The organism is Campylobacter sp. CFSAN093249 (genome assembly GCF_011067895.1).
GTDB lineage: Bacteria > Campylobacterota > Campylobacteria > Campylobacterales > Campylobacteraceae > Campylobacter_D > Campylobacter_D jejuni.
Genome location: NZ_JAAMWM010000005.1, coordinates 65,898 through 82,119 on the forward strand (window position 1 = coordinate 65,898; position 16,222 = coordinate 82,119).

15 protein-coding genes are annotated in these 16,222 nt (G+C 29.9%); 5 read left to right on the forward strand and 10 right to left on the reverse strand.

Annotation, left to right across the window (positions count from 1 at the left end; translation table 11 throughout):
- Positions 1-27: 27 nt before the first annotated feature.
- Complete coding sequence (gene guaA / locus FBF10_RS04155; RefSeq protein ID WP_002873151.1) at positions 28-1,563, reverse strand: glutamine-hydrolyzing GMP synthase; 1,536 nt, start codon at positions 1,561-1,563, stop codon at positions 28-30.
- A 138-nt stretch (positions 1,564-1,701) separates the two neighbouring features.
- Between guaA and FBF10_RS04160 the strand changes: the two genes are divergently transcribed.
- From FBF10_RS04160 to FBF10_RS04170, 3 genes are read left to right on the forward strand one after another with little or no spacing between them, the layout of a single operon-like run.
- On the forward strand, positions 1,702-2,196 hold the full coding sequence (locus FBF10_RS04160; RefSeq protein ID WP_002867358.1) for a hypothetical protein: 495 nt from the start codon (positions 1,702-1,704) through the stop codon (positions 2,194-2,196).
- On the forward strand, positions 2,189-3,991 hold the full coding sequence (uvrC, locus tag FBF10_RS04165; RefSeq protein ID WP_020247064.1) for an excinuclease ABC subunit UvrC: 1,803 nt from the start codon (positions 2,189-2,191) through the stop codon (positions 3,989-3,991). Before FBF10_RS04160 ends, uvrC begins: the two co-directional genes overlap by 8 nt.
- A gap of 1 nt (position 3,992) precedes the next feature.
- Positions 3,993-5,189, forward strand: coding sequence for a hypothetical protein (locus tag FBF10_RS04170; RefSeq protein ID WP_002854153.1), 1,197 nt, complete (start codon positions 3,993-3,995; stop codon positions 5,187-5,189).
- Here FBF10_RS04170 and FBF10_RS04175 read toward each other — a convergent pair.
- The 4 genes from FBF10_RS04175 to FBF10_RS04190 all read right to left on the reverse strand — a co-directional run bounded on the left by FBF10_RS04175 (position 5,186) and on the right by FBF10_RS04190 (position 8,866).
- Positions 5,186-6,088 (reverse strand): radical SAM protein, encoded by a 903-nt coding sequence (locus FBF10_RS04175; RefSeq protein ID WP_002887860.1) that lies wholly within the window; start codon positions 6,086-6,088, stop codon positions 5,186-5,188. The two genes, FBF10_RS04170 and FBF10_RS04175, sit on opposite strands and share 4 nt — an antisense overlap.
- Positions 6,085-7,107 carry a uroporphyrinogen decarboxylase gene (gene hemE / locus FBF10_RS04180; protein ID WP_002859305.1) on the reverse strand — a complete coding sequence of 341 codons (1,023 nt, stop codon included), beginning with the start codon at positions 7,105-7,107 and terminating at the stop codon, positions 6,085-6,087. The genes FBF10_RS04175 and hemE overlap by 4 nt, the downstream gene beginning before the upstream one ends.
- A 183-nt stretch (positions 7,108-7,290) precedes the next feature.
- Positions 7,291-7,611 (reverse strand): invasion antigen CiaC, encoded by a 321-nt coding sequence (gene ciaC / locus FBF10_RS04185; protein WP_002853224.1) that lies wholly within the window; start codon positions 7,609-7,611, stop codon positions 7,291-7,293.
- A 55-nt stretch (positions 7,612-7,666) separates the two neighbouring features.
- Positions 7,667-8,866: an MFS transporter gene (locus FBF10_RS04190; RefSeq protein ID WP_002853994.1), complete on the reverse strand. Its 1,200-nt coding sequence runs from the start codon at positions 8,864-8,866 to the stop codon at positions 7,667-7,669.
- A 112-nt stretch (positions 8,867-8,978) separates the two neighbouring features.
- Between FBF10_RS04190 and FBF10_RS04195 the strand changes: the two genes are divergently transcribed.
- Positions 8,979-9,581 (forward strand): hypothetical protein, encoded by a 603-nt coding sequence (locus FBF10_RS04195; RefSeq protein WP_002853942.1) that lies wholly within the window; start codon positions 8,979-8,981, stop codon positions 9,579-9,581.
- Here FBF10_RS04195 and pdxA read toward each other — a convergent pair.
- Together pdxA and FBF10_RS04205 are read right to left on the reverse strand one after the other, a co-directional pair.
- Positions 9,571-10,665 (reverse strand): 4-hydroxythreonine-4-phosphate dehydrogenase, encoded by a 1,095-nt coding sequence (gene pdxA / locus FBF10_RS04200; protein WP_020247063.1) that lies wholly within the window; start codon positions 10,663-10,665, stop codon positions 9,571-9,573. The two genes, FBF10_RS04195 and pdxA, sit on opposite strands and share 11 nt — an antisense overlap.
- Positions 10,662-11,435 carry a pyridoxine 5'-phosphate synthase gene (locus tag FBF10_RS04205; RefSeq protein ID WP_002868556.1) on the reverse strand — a complete coding sequence of 258 codons (774 nt, stop codon included), beginning with the start codon at positions 11,433-11,435 and terminating at the stop codon, positions 10,662-10,664. The genes pdxA and FBF10_RS04205 overlap by 4 nt, the downstream gene beginning before the upstream one ends.
- 55 nt (positions 11,436-11,490) lie before the next feature.
- Here FBF10_RS04205 and FBF10_RS04210 point away from each other — a divergent pair, with 55 nt between their 5' ends.
- Entirely contained in the window at positions 11,491-12,465 is a 975-nt protein-coding gene (locus tag FBF10_RS04210; RefSeq protein WP_020247062.1) for a Ppx/GppA phosphatase family protein, read from the forward strand.
- Here FBF10_RS04210 and FBF10_RS04215 read toward each other — a convergent pair.
- The 3 genes from FBF10_RS04215 to glyS are packed head-to-tail and all read right to left on the reverse strand — an operon-like array spanning position 12,462 to position 16,221.
- On the reverse strand, positions 12,462-13,412 hold the full coding sequence (locus tag FBF10_RS04215) for an SAM-dependent methyltransferase (RefSeq protein WP_020247061.1): 951 nt from the start codon (positions 13,410-13,412) through the stop codon (positions 12,462-12,464). The genes FBF10_RS04210 and FBF10_RS04215 overlap by 4 nt on opposite strands.
- A complete protein-coding gene (locus FBF10_RS04220; protein ID WP_052789819.1) occupies positions 13,409-14,230 on the reverse strand; it encodes a M23 family metallopeptidase in 822 nt (273 codons plus the stop codon). Before FBF10_RS04220 ends, FBF10_RS04215 begins: the two co-directional genes overlap by 4 nt.
- The gene (gene glyS, locus FBF10_RS04225) at positions 14,227-16,221 is read right to left on the reverse strand and encodes a glycine--tRNA ligase subunit beta (protein WP_002887855.1); all 1,995 of its coding nucleotides are present in this window, start codon (positions 16,219-16,221) and stop codon (positions 14,227-14,229) included. Before glyS ends, FBF10_RS04220 begins: the two co-directional genes overlap by 4 nt.
- Position 16,222 lies beyond the last annotated feature (1 nt).

Below are 16,222 nucleotides of genomic sequence, written 5' to 3' on the forward strand. Positions count from 1 at the left end.
TAAAAATAAGAGCTAGAAAAAAATGGATTATTCCCATTCTATAGTTGCAGGTGGTTTGCTTGAGATATCATAAACAACGCGATTTATACCTTCTACTTCATTGATGATACGGCGACTTATGTTTTCTAAAATTTCGTAAGGTAAATGCGAGAAGGTAGCTGTCATACCATCACTTGCATCTACAACGCGTATACAAACTGCATTATCATAAGTGCGGTTATCCCCCATAACTCCAACGCTTTTAACATTTAAAAGTACGCAAAATGCTTGCCAAGTTTTATCATACCAACCTGTACTTTTAAGTTCCTCAAGTAAAATTACATCAGCCTTGCGTAATAGTTCTAAGCTAGCGCGATTTACTTCTCCCATAATGCGTATAGCAAGACCTGGCCCAGGGAAAGGATGACGATAAACTACTTCTTTGCTAAGTCCAAGCTCAAGTCCTAAGGCACGCACTTCATCTTTAAAAATTTCTTTTAAAGGCTCTATGAGTTTAAGATTCATTTTTTCAGGTAAGCCCCCTACATTATGATGGCTTTTAATGGTTTTGCTTGCACCTACAACAGAACTTTCTATGATATCAGTATAAAGTGTGCCTTGGGCAAGATATTTTACATCTTTATGTTTTTTTGCTTCTTCTTCAAAAACTTCTATAAAGGTATTTCCTATGATTTTTCTTTTTTGTTCAGGATCTGTGACATTAGCTAAGCGACTTAAGAAAATTTCACTTGCATCAATGCTGATGAGATCGATGCCTAAAGTGTTTTTAAACATAAATTCAACTTGTTCCTTTTCTTCACTTCTTAAAAGTCCATTATCTACAAAAACTACTATAACTTGCTCTTTTATAGCGCTAGCTAAAAGTGCAGCAACTACGCTACTATCTACTCCGCCACTTACAGCACAAAGCACTTTATCATTGCCTACTTCTTCGCGGATTTTTTCTGCTTGAGTTTTTGCAAAAGAACCCATATTCCAAACACTTTCACAATTGCAAGCGTATTTAGCAAAATTTTTTAAGATATTTTTGCCAAATTCGCTGTGTTGTACTTCTGGGTGAAATTGTAGAGCAAAGAATTTTTTATCCTCATTTCCAAAAACACAAAAAGGGCTATTTTCACTTGTGGCTAAAACTTCAAAACCTTGAGGTAAATTTTCTACTTTATCAGAATGACTCATCCAAACGGTTTGTTTTTTTGGAAGATTTTTAAATAAAGCGCTATCTTTTTTAACTTCTATGTTTGCTTTGCCGTATTCTTTATGTCCTGCAGGTGCTACTGTAGCTTTGTAATGATGTGCCATGAGTTGCATACCATAACAAATTCCAAGAATAGGTAGATTTAAGTCAAATATGCCTTTATCGCAAAAATACGCATCAGTTGCATATACGCTTGCTGGACCTCCGCTTAAAATAATACCTTTTGGTTCTTTCGCCTTAATATCAGCCAAGCTTACATTAAAAGGTAAAATTTCTGCATAAACTCCTTGTTCCCTTAAGCGTCTTGCTATAAGCTGAGTGTATTGAGAGCCAAAGTCTAAAACTAAAATATCTGCTTTTTTCATTATTTACCACCTATGTAATTGTTCGTATTTTTTAATGGTTTTTACCGAACCATTTTGTTCATAGCTTGTGTATTGAGGGTTGCCTTTATATCCGCAAGCACAGAAGAAAATTAAGAAAAGAAATGCTAAAATCATCTTATGGGAAAAAGAAATAATATTAAGATGACTAAAAACGCTAGTGCTGTTATTAATGAATTGATGGATAAACCTCATTATAAGCCTTTAAAAACCTTATTTTTTTGCAAAGATTTTTTAAGTTCTTTTCCGCTTGCTAAGCAACGTTTGATTGCTAAAATTTATGTAAAAAATCATATTTTAAATATAATAACCTTACATCCAGCAGCTTATCAAGAATTAAATCATGATGATAGCAAAATTTATATTAAATTTCTCATAAAAGCATATGGACAAAAATATCCTTTAAGCGGATTTGTTGATATAAAAGATATAAAAATCTTTTCTCAAAAATACACTTATACGGTAAATAAAAACAAAAATGATGAAAAACTCTCTAAAAATTCTTATTTGGAGCTTTCTAAGGGTGAATTTAAAAATTGCTTTGAAGATAAAAAATTATTTAAGAAATTTGAAGATTTAAGAGAGCTTATAAAAAAAGGTTCTAATCTTGATTAAAGAGAATTTAGAAAATGAGTTAAAAACTCTTCCCAATAGTGCTGGAGTGTATCAATATTTTAATCAAGAAGGAAAGCTTTTATATGTAGGCAAGGCTAAAAATCTTAAAAATCGTGTCAAATCTTATTTTGCCTTTACTCCAAATTTACATGCAAATCCAAGAAATTCTTTAAGAATTCAAAAAATGATTGAAGAAACAGTGCATTTGGAATTTATTGCTACTAATTCAGAGGCTGATGCTTTGATTTTAGAAAATTCTTTTATCAAACAACTGCATCCAAAATATAATATTTTGCTAAGAGATGATAAAACTTATCCTTATATTTATGTGGATTTTGAAGAAGAATTTCCACGCTTTGAGATCACTAGAAAATTAGTAAAAAAAAGCAAAATTAAATATTTTGGCCCTTTTTTTAAAGGCGCTAGAGAGCTTTTAGATGCGCTTTATTTATACTATCCTTTAAAGCAAAAAGCAAGTTGTAAATCCCCTTGTATTTTTTATCAAATTTCTCGTTGTCTTGCACCTTGTGATAAACTCATCAGCAGGGAAAAATACCTTGAAATTTTAGATGAGGCTATACACGCACTTTTAAATCCTAGTGTTTTGCTTAAAAACTTAGAAAAACAAATGCTTGTTTTAGCACAAAATGAAAATTACGAAGAAGCAGCTAAAGTAAGAGATCAGATTGCAATGATTAAAGATTTGGAAGTTAAGGTTGAAATAGATATTGCGAAATTAGAAGATTTTGAAGTATTTGCTTTAGCTTTTAAAAATTCCGTGCTTTCAACCTTGCGTTTTGTGGTGCAAAATGGAAAAATTATCAGTGCAAATTCTAAGATTACTCCTATAAGAAATGATATACAATGGGATCAAAATGAAATTTATAAGCAACTGATTTTAGAAAATTTTAGCATGGATATTCCTTTGCTTGCAAATGTTATTTATGTTTATGAAGAATTTGAAGATAGAGTGCTTTTAGAAGAAATTTTAAGCCAAAGGTTTGATAAAAAAATCAGTATTAAAATCCCTAAAATAGGAGAAAAAAGAAGAATTTGTGATTTGGCTTTTCAAAATGCCCTTTTAAATATAGAAAAAGAGCAAAAAAATCATGATTTTACTATACAAAAAGAATTAAAGTTTTATTTTGAGCTTGAAAATTTACCAAATGATATAGAAATTTTTGACAATTCTCATTTGCAAGGCGTGGCAAATGTTGGAGCTATGGTAACTTATAGAATAAATTCTTGGGATAAGTCAAAATATAGAAAATTTCATTTAAAACATAAAAATGACTATGATCAAATGCGTGAAGTTTTAACGCGTAGGGCTTTGGACTTTGATAAAATACCTCCTCCTGATTTATGGCTTATAGATGGGGGAAAGGCTTTGCTTGATTTGGCTAAAGAAATCATTGTAAGTAGTGGGGCAAATATCGATATTTTAGCTATTTCAAAAGAAAAAATCGATGCAAAAGCACATAGAGCTAAAGGGGGTGCTAAGGATAAAATTCATTCCTTAAAAGGAGAATTTAGTCTAAGCATTAACGATAAAAAACTACAATTCTTACAGAAATTAAGAGATGAAGCACACCGTTTTGCTATCAGCTTTCATCAAAATACTAAGAAAAAACAGGACTTGAAAAGTTCTAAGCTTGCAAATTTAGGACTTAGTTCAGGGGTTATACAAAAACTTTTAGCGTATTATGGAAATTTTGAATCTATATATAAGGCTGATTTTAAAGATCTTACAATGCTTGTAGGCAGGAAAGCGGCGCAAAAGATAAAGGAAAATTGATTTGATATTAGCAGGGATAATTTTTATTTTTAATCTAATTTTAGCGTATTTAAGTATTGATATCTCAAAGCTTGATAGTGTTACTGAACAACTGAAAATAGGTATGTTTTCTAGCATTTTTGTTTTATCTTTAACACTTTTTATTTTTGCTTTTAGGCAAAATAGAAATATAAACAAAATATATCAAAAAATTTTTTGCATGCAAAATGATTTTTTAAATTTTCAAAAAAAGATTGATGTTGATAGTGCGCTTGATTTGTTAAAGGAAAAATTTGAAACTACGAGCCAAAATTTAACTAAAATATCCCATGAAAAAGATAGATATTTGCATTTATTGGAGGAAAATTTATATCAGCTTGTAAATATATCTAATGCAATGCGTTGCTTAAATGAAGGGTATAATAAAGAAATTAATTCTTTGATTTTAAATGCCTTAAATTCTCAAAAAGATCAAATTAGATTAGAATTAAATGAGGCTTTAGAGCATCATAAAAGCATTATAGGAACATCTCATGGAAAGGTTTTGCAATTTGAAGCAAGTGTGGCCATAGTTAATAATGATGAGCTTGAGAATTTTTTACTTGCAAATTTACTTTCGTATTTTGGCATAGAAAGCACTTGTTTTAAAAATTTAAGTTTTGATGTTAATGACTTTCATTTGATTTTTATCAAGGATAAAATTTTCAATAAAAATGTAAAGAAAAATTATGATTTTATAGTGATGGGTCGGCATAAAAATACACATTATGAGTATTTTTTAACTTTACCTTTTGAAAAAAAAGATCTTGAAAATATTTTGCAAAACAAGCTTGATAAGGTTTGCACTTTAAAATTTAAAACCCCTTATCAAAATAATGTATTGCTTTTTAAACAAAATGATTTTGATGCAACCTTGTTTTTTAATATAATAGAAAAACAATGTGATAAAAATATATGTATAAATTCTTTTAGTCAATTAAAACAAGAATTAAGCAAGGAGACTTATCGTTTGATTTTACTTGATTATGAATTAATTAAATTTGATCTTGAGCAAATGAGAAATTTGCTAAGTGCTTATAAAAAACAGCATCCACAAAGCCATATCATCTTTTTTTCAAAGGAAAAAGTTAGGGATTTTGATTGTGTGAGCGAAGTTTTAAGTGATGTAAGTAGAAATGATCTTATAACTTTACTTAGAAAGTATTTGCCAAAGGCCTAAACTTTATAAAATTTAACTCCAGCTAAATCGAGAATTTTTACCTTTTTTTCTTTGATAAGTTGATTTAAGAGAGTTTTGGATTGTTCATCAAATTTCACTTCAATGTCTATTTCGCTTTGTGAGCGCAAATGAAGCATTTTTAATAATTCTTCTTCATTGAAGCTTAGTTTTTCACCTTCATAATGTCTTTTGGCTAAGAGTACGGGAGTAGAATCTATAAGTTTAGAAAGTTCTAAAAGTTTTTCTTCGCTTACTTTTTTAACAGCATAAGCAGGAGGTCTATCTATGGTGCTTAGATCAACTCTTAAAGGCATGATTTTTTTTAAAGCTTGATTAAGTGCTTCAAATTCTTCTTCGTTGTCATTAAGATCTTTAACAACTAGAATTTCCATAATCAAATCTCCATTAAACCTAGCTCTAAAATCTGCCATTTTTTCTATCATTTTTTCTAAGTCAATGTTTTTTAAAGCTCTATCAATACGATAAAAAGTTTTAGTAACTGCACTATCTAGGCTAAATTTGACCACATCTAGTTTTAGCAAAGCATTAAATTTGTCTTCATCTAATACAGCTGTACCATTGCTTAAAATAAGCAATTTTTTATCTTTAGCAATGCTGCGTAAAGATAAAATAAGCTCATTTAAATAAGGATAAAGACTAGGCTCTCCGTTGGCAGTAAGGGTAAGAAAATCAAATTCAACATTTTTTTCAAGCATAACTTTAACTTCGGAGATAATTTTATCTATGCTGATAATTTCATCCTGTTTTTCTTGGGCTTTTTTTGGATCAAGCTCGCAATAAACACAATCAAAATTGCATTGTTTTTTACTAGGGCTTAAATCTATACCCAAAGATCTTCCAAAACGCCTTGAGCTAACAGGACCAAAGAGTATTTTCATTTAGCTGAACTTTCTTGTACAAGCTTGATAAAATATTTTGCATTTTCAACAGGAATATCAGGCAAGATCCCATGTCCTAAGTTGAAAATATGAGCTTTATTTTGCATGGTTTTTAGTATTTTTCCGACTCCTTCTTTGATGGCATTTTTATCATAAAGTCTACAAGGTTCCATGTTGCCTTGAAGAGTGTATTTGTGCGATAGTTTATCACGCGCTAAATCAAGCGGAGTGCTCCAATCAACTCCAAAAACATCAAAATTACCATCGATTCTATCCAAATAACCGCTAATGCCTTTAGGGAATAAAATTACAGGTATATTTGGGTATTTGCTTTTAATAAAATTTGAAATTTCAAGCATATAATTAAAAGAGAATTCAAAAAACTTATCATATTCTAAAGCACTTGCCCAGCTATCAAAAATTTGTATAGCATTAGCACCTGCTTTAATTTGCTCTTCTAAATAAAGTTTTAAAACTTGAGTTAGTTTGTTTAGAATTTTATGTAAAAGTTCTGGGTTTTGATAAAGCATTTTTTTACACTTTGCATAATTTTTACTTCCACTTCCTTCTATCATATAGGTAGCTATAGTCCAAGGGCTTCCGCAAAATCCTATTAAAGCCTTGTTTTGAGATAATTTTTCTCTTGTAAGCTTTAAGGCATCATAGACATAATTTAATTTTTTATGTGCATTTTGATCGTCAAGTTTTTCTAAATCTTCTAGGGTTGAAATAGGATTATCAAAAACAGGCCCTTCTCCTTTTTCAAAACGTAAATTCATACCCATTTCAAGAGGAACAACTAAGATATCTGAAAAAATGATTGCTGCATCTACATCTAAAATATCAATAGGCTGTAAAGAAACTTCAGAAGCTTTTTTATAGTCTTTGCATAAAGAGAGAAAATCACCCGCTTGTTTTCTTACTTCCATATATTCTGGCAAATACCTTCCTGCTTGACGCATCATCCAAATAGGGGTGTAGGGTGTAGGTTTTTTAAAGCAAGCATCGATAAAAATCATTATTTTCCTTTGTTTTTAGCAAAATTATAACAGAATTTGATAAATTAAATTGGTCAATTTTTCTATATTTTCTTCATATAGAGGAAATAATAAATTTTTTCATTTTATCCAGAGTTATTAGAAATTTTACGAGAATTATTGGAATTCTCGTTTATGTAGTTTGAGTTTTGATTGATTTGTATATTAAGCCTTTGTATTGTTTGTGGCATTTCCTGCGTCAATTGTAGTAAAAAGCTTATTTAGCAAAGTCTCCTCATTTTTTTTGTATTGATCTTCTCTCATTTTTTGCCAAGCATAAGATCTAAAATCTTCTCTAACAGCACCAAGATCAATGTCTTCGTTAGTAAATTTGCTTGAGTTTGTTTTTTTATCTTCCTTTTCTTCTTTGTTTTTTACTTCATTTAATGTGGCTTGAAATTCATCTGCCGAAGTATTTTTTTCTTTAACTTTAGTTGTGGTGCTAAAGATAGCATTTGATGTTTTTTGAGTATTATCTACTACCATTTTCTCCTCCTTTATTTAACTTTACATTAAATAAGCAAGCAATTTCTATTCCAATTTATACCTTTGTAAAACTTTTTCTTTGAAATTTTTTATAATTTAATTTATCTTTGGCAAAAAGCAAGGCAAAAATCAAAGCAGGGCTTACAAAAAGTGCTGAAAATAAAGCATTAAATTCTATACCCAATCTTGCTAAAACAATCCCACCTAAAAAACTTGCTAAAGCTATGCCTACATTAAAAGCTGCTTCATTCACACTTACTGTACTGTCTATGACTTTATAAGTATGGCGTTTAGCTTTAGTAATGCTAAGCATTTTTAGTGCAGGTATGGTTGAAAAGGCAAAAAATCCTATCAAAGCTACGCTAAAAATGATTAAAATTTTAGAATGCATGGTGAGAAATACACTTAAAAATACTAGAACTTGTATGCTTAAAATAAGACGCAAAGAAAAAATAGCACCTTTTTTATCTACTATTTTTCCGCCCCATAAATTCCCACAAATTGCACAAATTCCATATAAAAGCAAGATATAAGCTGTATCTTGGACTTTAAAACCGCTTATTTCTACAAGTATTTTTTGCAAATAAGTATAAAGAACAAATTGAGCCCCACAACTACAAATGGTTATAGTATAAGTTTTTAACAAATTTTGATGAGAAAAAGCAGGGATTAGATTTTTAAGACTGGTTGGGCTAGGATGTAAATTTTTGGGCATCATATGCCATACTCCAAAAAATGCTAGACTTGTAATGATAAAAATGAGTAAAAAGATAAATTTAAAGCCAAAATAATGCCCTATAAAAGTTCCAAGCGGCACTCCAGTAACTAAGGCTACAGTAAGCCCTGTGACCATTATAGCTAGAGCACTTGATTTTTTATCATCTGGAGTTATAGCACTTACAGCTAAGGTGGCAATGACAAAAAATACCCCATGTTGTGTTCCTGCTATAAAGCGTGCAAAAGCAGTAAGATAGAAATTTTGGCTAAAAAAGATGATGAAATTTGCTAAAGCAAAAATTCCAAGATTGATTAAAAGTTGTGTATGTCTATGAAAACGACTTAAAGGTATGGTGATAAGAGGAGCACCTATAACAACACCTATAGCATATAAGGTTGTAAGATAGCCCGCGGTTTTTGCATCTACGCTAAAATACGCTTCAACATCAACCAAAACTCCTGCCATAACAAATTCAGTTACGCCCATACAAAAAGCACTAAGAGCTAGTGCAAAAAGAGCTTTTTTGTAATTTTGCATTTTAAGTTCCTTATAAAAAATAAAAACGCATTATAATAAAATAAAGGCTTAATTTCCTTAAAAAATTCAAAATATTTTTGTTAAAATAAAATAAAAATTTTAAAGGTAAATAATGAAAAAAATTATTTTATTGCTTGGTTTAAGTTTGGCGAGTTTAGGGGCTTTGAGTTTTGATGAGCTTATTTATAAAGATGAAGTAAAACCTAGTTTTGATTGCTCTAAAATCAAATATGATGGCAAAAGTGATGATGAACTTATGATATGCAATAAAATTGGTGTGCGTAATGAATTTGATAATAAAAAACTTGCTTTAGTAGATAACATCTATAGTAGTTTATATCAAAATATTTCAAAAAAAGCAGATAAAAAGATGAAAAAAGATTTTAAAGCCATTTCAAAAAAGATGCTTAAAGAAAGAAAAATTTGTATAAAAAATATGCAAAATACAAAAGCAGGGGAAAATCCTATTTTATCTTTACTCAATGCAAGTGATTGCATGCAAGAAGCTTATATTAAGGTTTTATTAGAACTTATGCAAAGAGCAAAAAAAGATACAAAGACTAAAGAAGTTTTAGAGCAAATTTTTAAAAATAAAGTTGATAAATATGAAAATTTACTCACTCAAAGTTTAAATACCAATAAAGATTTGCAAGATTTTATAGACAGCTTAGCTAAAGAAGATTTGATTGATTCTAGGGCTAAATTTAAGCTTTAGAATGTAAATTGATTGCAAATTTAGCCGCTTCAAAATAACTTTTAGTGTTGATTTTAGCATTTTTATAGGCCTTATCAAAGGCCGTGCCATGATCAACGCTAACGCGTATGATAGGTAAATTTAAACTTACATTGATGCTTTTATCAAAATACAAGGCCTTTAAAGGAGCAAGGGCAAGATCGTGATACATAGCCACTAAACGATTGCAGTTTTTTAAACCAGTCTTAGTAAAAGCTGTATCAGCCACTAAAGGATAGGGTAGATAAACGCCCCTGCCTTTAAAATTTAAAAGCAATTCTTTTTGTAAATTTTCATCTTTTAAGGCTTTTTTGAAAAATTTTTCATCTTTTTTAGAGTGTAAAAAGGCATTAACAAAGGCTATAGCTTTTTCCATGATCTTTTCTTCTTCTCCACCTATAACTCCATAATCTCCAGCGTGAGGATTAAAACCTAAAAGCCCCATTTTTTTAAAATGTGTTTCTTTGTAAAAATCTTTTAAAAAGATACTTAAATTTTTAAAAGTGATTTTTTTACTCACCTTAGCTAAAGGTATATGTTCGCTAAAAAGCCCTACAAAAAGTTCTTTGCAACCTAACATCATAATGGCATTTTTTTTAAAAAAATCCCTTAAAGCATCGGTGTGTCCTTTGTATTTAAGTCCTGCATCTTCCCAAGCTTTTTTGTGTATAGGTAGAGTAAGCAAGGCATGGGCGTGTTTTTCATAGACAAAATAACTTGCCGCCTTAAAACTTAAAAAACCATAAAGTCCACTTTTTGTATCTATTTCTCCGGCTTTGATTTCAAAATTTTCATCCACTTTAAAGCCTAAAGGAAGGTAGAAAGAGTAAATTTCAAGAGAATTTTCTTTTTTTACAAAATTAAACTCATAGTCTTTTCCATCTTTAAAAGCTACGATTTTTGCATTAAAAAGTTTTAAATTTAAAAGTTTTGAAGCTTTATCAAGCAAGCTTTCGTGGATAAAATAAAAAGGTGTGCAGATTTTGCTTAGTTCTTCATGAGAACGCACTAAAATTTCAAGTCCTATGCCGTTTATATCGCCTATACTAATGGCTAGTTTTTTCATCTTTTAATAAGTTCTTTCATTTCCAAAATAGCGTTTTGAAGTCCTGTAAATACAGATCTTGCTACAATGCTTTGTCCTATATTTAGCTCGCAAATTTCTTTAATTTTTACTACGGGTTTTACATTTTTGTAATTTAAACCATGTCCCGCGGCTACTTTTAAGCCAAGTTCTAGGCCTTTTTTGGCACAGAGTTCTAAATTTTGTAATTCTTTTTCAAATTGAGCTTGCAAGGTTTTTTTATCTTGATTGAGTTCTTTTAAGGCAAAAGCAGTATGAGAGATATTACTAAAAAGTGCGTTGTGCAAATTCGCATAATGTCCTGTATGAAGCTCTATGAATTGGGCTTTTAAAATTTTTGATTTTTCTATATCTTCTAAACTAGGATTAATAAAAAGTGAAACTTCAATGTTTGCATTTTGAAGTTTTTCTATGCTTTGTCTTAATTTAGCATGATTTAAACAAAGCCCCCCTTCTGTAGTAAGCTCTTCTCTTTTTTCAGGCACTAAAGTAACGCGGTGAGGTTTGAGTTTAAGAGCTAAATTTAAAATTTCATCATTTAAAGCACATTCTAAATTGATAGGGCTTTTGCAAAATTTTATAATATTTTCCAAGTCAAAATCCTGAGCATGACGGCGATCTTCTCTTACATGCAAAGTGATTTGATCTCCGTGTCTAGCTACTATAAAAGCAGCTTCTAAAAGATCAGGATCATTTACCATTCTAGCTTGTCTTAACACTGCAATATGATCGATATTTACACCTAAAAGCATATTTTTCCTTTAGAACTTTTTTGCTATTATACTATAAAATCAAATAAGGAAAGTCATGTTAGGTATAGATCTTGGTTCAAATACTTTAAGAGCAGTACAAATGGATGAAAAATTAAATAAATTAAAAGAATATGAATTTGTTATTGGGGCAGCGAAAAATCTAAATCAAAGTGGAGAAATTTCTAAAGAAGCCATACAAAGATTAAAAAATACTTTGAGTATTTTAGCTAAAGAGCAAGATTTAAGCAAAGCGAGAGCTGTAGCGACTGCAGCTTTTAGAAAGGCAAGCAATACAAATGAAATTTTTGCCCATTTAAAAAAAGAATTTGGGATTGATTTTAAGCTTATAGATGCCAAAAGTGAAGCTAAGATCAGTGTTTTAGGTATGCAATCAGGTTTAAGAAGGCTTAAAATTTGGGGAGAGTTTGCGTATTGTGATTTAGGAGGGGCTTCTTGTGAGCTTTCTTTTGGAAAAAGTTTTAAAAGTTTTGATTTTGGTATTATTAGTTTTTATGAAAAAAATTACCATTCTTATTATAAATCTTGTATTTCTTATAAAAAATTAATAAAAAAATATCCTAAATTTATCATAAATATTAAAGATAAAAAACTTAAAATTCATTTTTTAATTGCAAATCCCTATTTAAAGCATCTAGCTTTTAGGGCTTTTGATGAGGTGGCTATGATTAAAAAGGAACTTCGTTCTTTAGGGGCTAAAACGGTGGTTTTAAATTCCGGAGTTCCTACCACACTTAGCGCATTAAAACAAAATATAAGCTATGAAAAGTATGAAGCAACTAAAGTAAATGGTAAAAAACTTTACCATAAGGATTTTTTAAATTATGCTATTAAACTTTTTCATATGGAAGAAAAAAAGGCTATAAAAGAAGTAGGCGCGATGAGAAAAAATTATTTGAGTGCAGGTTGTTTGCTGTTTTATGCTTTGTTTGATAAACATAAACTTCTAGTCATTGATGAGGGTTTAAGGGAGGGGGTTTGTTTAGCGAGTATGAAAAATATAAAATTTTAGTTTTTTTGAAATTCGAAAAAATGAAATTTTTCATCAAAATTAAAAAATAAAATTTTAGCTTGAGATAAAAAACTTTCGTAAGTTTTAATGTTTTTATTTTTTGTGTATTCTAATAAATCTTCAAAACCAAAATCCATTAAAGCAAGACTTTGTTTTTTAAAAGCTAAAGGTTTAAAATCATATTCTTTGATGAGTTTTTGAAGATGAGTAAAATTGACATTATAAGTTAGATCGCTTTTGCAGAAAAAATTTTTTAAAGATACTTTAAAAGGGCTAAAAACTTCGTGCTTTTGATAGATTCTTAAGCTAAAACTTTGTGGATTTAAAGTTCCATAGTCAAATCCCGCAAATATAAATCTCTCACAAGTTTGGTTTAAATCTTTAAAAAAATTTTCAAGCTCTAAACTGAGTTCACCTTTTTTAAGATTTAAAGCTTTGCATTTTGTGATTAAATTTTCATCCATATTTTTAAAAATAAGTTTAAAATTTTCTACAAATGCCATTTTATCATGATCTATAAGTTCGCAAGCAAAACTATCAAAAAGTTCATTGCAAAAGAAAAAAGCGTTCTTAAAATGGCATTCTTTAAGACTATTTTTGTGAGTAAATTCCACTCCTTCTAAAGTCTTTTTTTGTAAAGTTCTTAATTTTTCATGCGGTTCTATGACGAAAAAAGAAATTTGAGAAAAAATTTCAGGTCTTAATTCAAGCAAAGCGGCTAAAAAATCACGACTTAAATATCCTTCATTAGCGCCTATTTCTACAAGTTCTAAAGGGAGTTGTAAAATTTTTTTATCTATTAAATTTAAAAAATGCTTGGCTAAAAGTGTGCCAAAAAGATTTCCTACGCTTACAGCAGTAAAAAAATCTCCGTTTTTTCCTATACTTACAGCATTTTTATAATAGCTTTCATGGAGCCAAGCATGGAAAAAGTCACTAAATTTCATTGAAAAATAGCATTAAATTTGGATACAAAATCCAAAGGATCAACTTGTTTGCCTCCAGCTAAAATTCCAAAATGCAAATGCGGCCCACTTACCCTACCTGTAGCCCCGCTAAGTCCTATAAATTCACCTTTTTTTATCTTTTGTCCTATTTTAACATCGATTTTAGAAAGATGATAATATTGTGAATAAATTCCAAAACCATGATCAATGACTACTGAATTTCCTGCGAAATAACGATCTTTTGCAATTTTTACTACACCTGAATTGGCTGCATAAATAGGTGTTCCTGTGGCAGCTCTAAAGTCCGTTCCGCTATGATAACTTGCTACTTTTTCATTAAAAGTTCTTGCTTTGCCAAAATCACTTGTGATAAAAGAATTTAAAGGTATATTAAAAGCACCGTTAAATAAAGCTTTTGGAGTATAAGAACTATAAATCGCATTGGCTTCTTTTAATTCTTTAGTGATGCGTTCTTGTATGGTTTTTGGTGGAAAAATCTTTTTGTTTTCAACTTGCAATTTTTCACTTTTATAATTACCTTCTAAAGTTTTTATGAAAATTTCTTCTTTTTTATCTTTATAAAATGCGATAAGTTTTGTATTTTGCGGGGGATTTTTGTAAGGTAAGGAAAAAATAGCTAGAACTTTTTCTTGATTTTTAGGATGTGTAAAAGTGGGAATATTTTTACCATTATTTTTTAAAGATAAAAAATCTTTCTTATCTAGCTCCAAAAATAAAGCTTGACCTTTGATGAGTTCTAAATTTTGAGCTCCAAAAAGCCAAAGAGTAAGGCTTAAAAAAAGCCATAAGGCTTTCATAAGCTTAACTCTTTAAGATCGGCGATTTTTAAAAACTCCGCATAAATTTCATAAACCAAAGCTTGGCGATTATTTTTAAGTTTTTCATCTTCAGCATTAATCATCACTTGATTAAAAAACTCATCAATAAAAGGCTTAAGTGCAAAAAGATTTTCAAGTTTTTCTTGTAAAGAGTTGGCTTTAGTTTTTTCTTGAAAAGCTTTGTAAAGTTTACTTTCTGCTTCTTGAACAAAAAGACTTTCATCAACTTTATGAGGATTTTTAGTGGCGATATTGGCTAGTCTTTTAAAGGTTGCAAAATTTTCATTAAAATTATCTTTTTTGCTAAGTTTTATAAGAGCATTTACGCTTTGATTGATATGGATAAGATCTGTATTTTGTGAGCTTAAAACCGCTTTTACAAAAGAAGCATTGACTGTATAAAAAGTATAAAGTCTTTCAAAAATAAAATCTTTTAAAATTTGCATATCAAAGCTTTTATAATGATTTGAAAGTTTTTCTAATAAAATTTGGATATCAAATTCTTTATTTAAATTTAAAGCAATTTTAATGATCCCATTGGCAGCTCTTCTTAAGGCATAAGGATCCTTTGTTCCGCTTGGAATTTTTCCTATGCTAAAAAGTCCTATAAGGGTATCAAGCTTGTTTGCAAGGGCTACTATGCTTGAAAATTCTGTACTTGGAAGTGGAGCTTGTTCGGAATTAGGAAGATATTGTTCTTTGATGGCTAAGCAAATTTGATAATCTAAGCCCATTTTTTGCGCATAATAACTTCCCATAATGCCTTGCAAATCAGTAAATTCATAAACCATTTGTGTGGCTAAGTCTGCTTTGGCGTATTTTAGTGCTGTGCTGATATTTTCGATTTTATCATTATGGAGCATTTGACATAAAATTTCAGCAATTTTAATCTCTCTTAAACTTTTATCTTGCATTGTGCCTAAACCTTCAAGATAGGTCATTTTGGCAAGTTTTTCGGGTTTTAAGCCATTTTGTAAATCATTTTGATAAAAAAACATTGCATCGCTAAGTCTTGCACGCAAAACTCTTTCATTTCCATGTATGATTTTTGAATAATCCTTACATACTGCATTACTTACTACTATAAAATGATTACTTAAGCCTTTATCGTTAAAAACTGCAAAATAACGTTGATTTTCTCTCATTGAAGTGATGATTACTTCGCTAGGAATTTCTAAAAATTCTTCTTCAAAACTTCCTAAAAGTGCATTAGGATATTCTGTGATAGCAACTACTTCAGCTAAAAGCTCTTCATCTTCTCCAATTTGTATATTTTTTTGACTTTCTATGAGTTTAAATTGCTCAAGTATTTTTTCCTTTCTTTTGATTGGATCAAGGATGATATAGTTTTTTTCTAGTAGTTCAAAATATTCTTTTGCATTGTTAAAATCTTGCAAATCATAACTTACGCTTCTGTGAATGAAAGTTTTTTTAGTACTTTTTACTCCATAGCTTTGAAAATTAACAAGTTCATCATTTAAAATGCAAGCTATAGAACGGATCGCACGGATGAATTCAAAAGAATTTGCACCCCAGCGCATACTTTTGCCAAAACTAAGACTTTTTAGAAATTTTTCTACCATTTCTCCTAAAATTTCTTGACTTTGCAAACCTTTAATAGCTTTTTGATGGTACAAAACTTCCTTGCCTTTGATTTCTTTAAAAGAGAGTTCATTTTCACTGATCCTTGCTTTTTGCAGGAAGCTTTGTCCCGCAGGAGTTAAAACTCCATCTTTATAAGCAACATTTTTAGGTGCTCCTATAAATTCAGCAAAGCTATCTTCTTGTTTGTCTGCAAAATTTTCATGAAAAAAAACTAAACGACGCGGAGTATAATAAAATTTAAAATCACTTACCAAGCGGTATTCTTCTAAAACATTGCTCCATTTTTTTTCTATATTAGCTAATTCTTTTAGCAAAGGAATAGCAGGTAATTCTTCTGTACCAATTTCTATTAATAATTCACTCATA

Bases quoted from the DNA above. Each gene is read 5' to 3' on its own strand.
- hemE (WP_002859305.1), bottom strand. From the start codon at position 7,107: ATGATTTTTATCGATGCTTGCTTTAAAAAACCTACACCCTACACCCCT.
- guaA (WP_002873151.1), bottom strand. From the start codon at position 1,563: ATGAAAAAAGCAGATATTTTAGTTTTAGACTTTGGCTCTCAATACACT.
- FBF10_RS04210 (WP_020247062.1), top strand. From the start codon at position 11,491: ATGTTAGGTATAGATCTTGGTTCAAATACTTTAAGAGCAGTACAAATG.
- FBF10_RS04205 (WP_002868556.1), bottom strand. From the start codon at position 11,435: ATGCTTTTAGGTGTAAATATCGATCATATTGCAGTGTTAAGACAAGCT.
- ciaC (WP_002853224.1), bottom strand. From the start codon at position 7,611: ATGGTAGTAGATAATACTCAAAAAACATCAAATGCTATCTTTAGCACC.
- glyS (WP_002887855.1), bottom strand. From the start codon at position 16,221: ATGAGTGAATTATTAATAGAAATTGGTACAGAAGAATTACCTGCTATT.
- FBF10_RS04195 (WP_002853942.1), top strand. From the start codon at position 8,979: ATGAAAAAAATTATTTTATTGCTTGGTTTAAGTTTGGCGAGTTTAGGG.
- FBF10_RS04160 (WP_002867358.1), top strand. From the start codon at position 1,702: ATGGGAAAAAGAAATAATATTAAGATGACTAAAAACGCTAGTGCTGTT.
- FBF10_RS04190 (WP_002853994.1), bottom strand. From the start codon at position 8,866: ATGCAAAATTACAAAAAAGCTCTTTTTGCACTAGCTCTTAGTGCTTTT.
- FBF10_RS04215 (WP_020247061.1), bottom strand. From the start codon at position 13,412: ATGAAATTTAGTGACTTTTTCCATGCTTGGCTCCATGAAAGCTATTAT.
- pdxA (WP_020247063.1), bottom strand. From the start codon at position 10,665: ATGAAAAAACTAGCCATTAGTATAGGCGATATAAACGGCATAGGACTT.
- FBF10_RS04175 (WP_002887860.1), bottom strand. From the start codon at position 6,088: ATGAAAATACTCTTTGGTCCTGTTAGCTCAAGGCGTTTTGGAAGATCT.
- FBF10_RS04220 (WP_052789819.1), bottom strand. From the start codon at position 14,230: ATGAAAGCCTTATGGCTTTTTTTAAGCCTTACTCTTTGGCTTTTTGGA.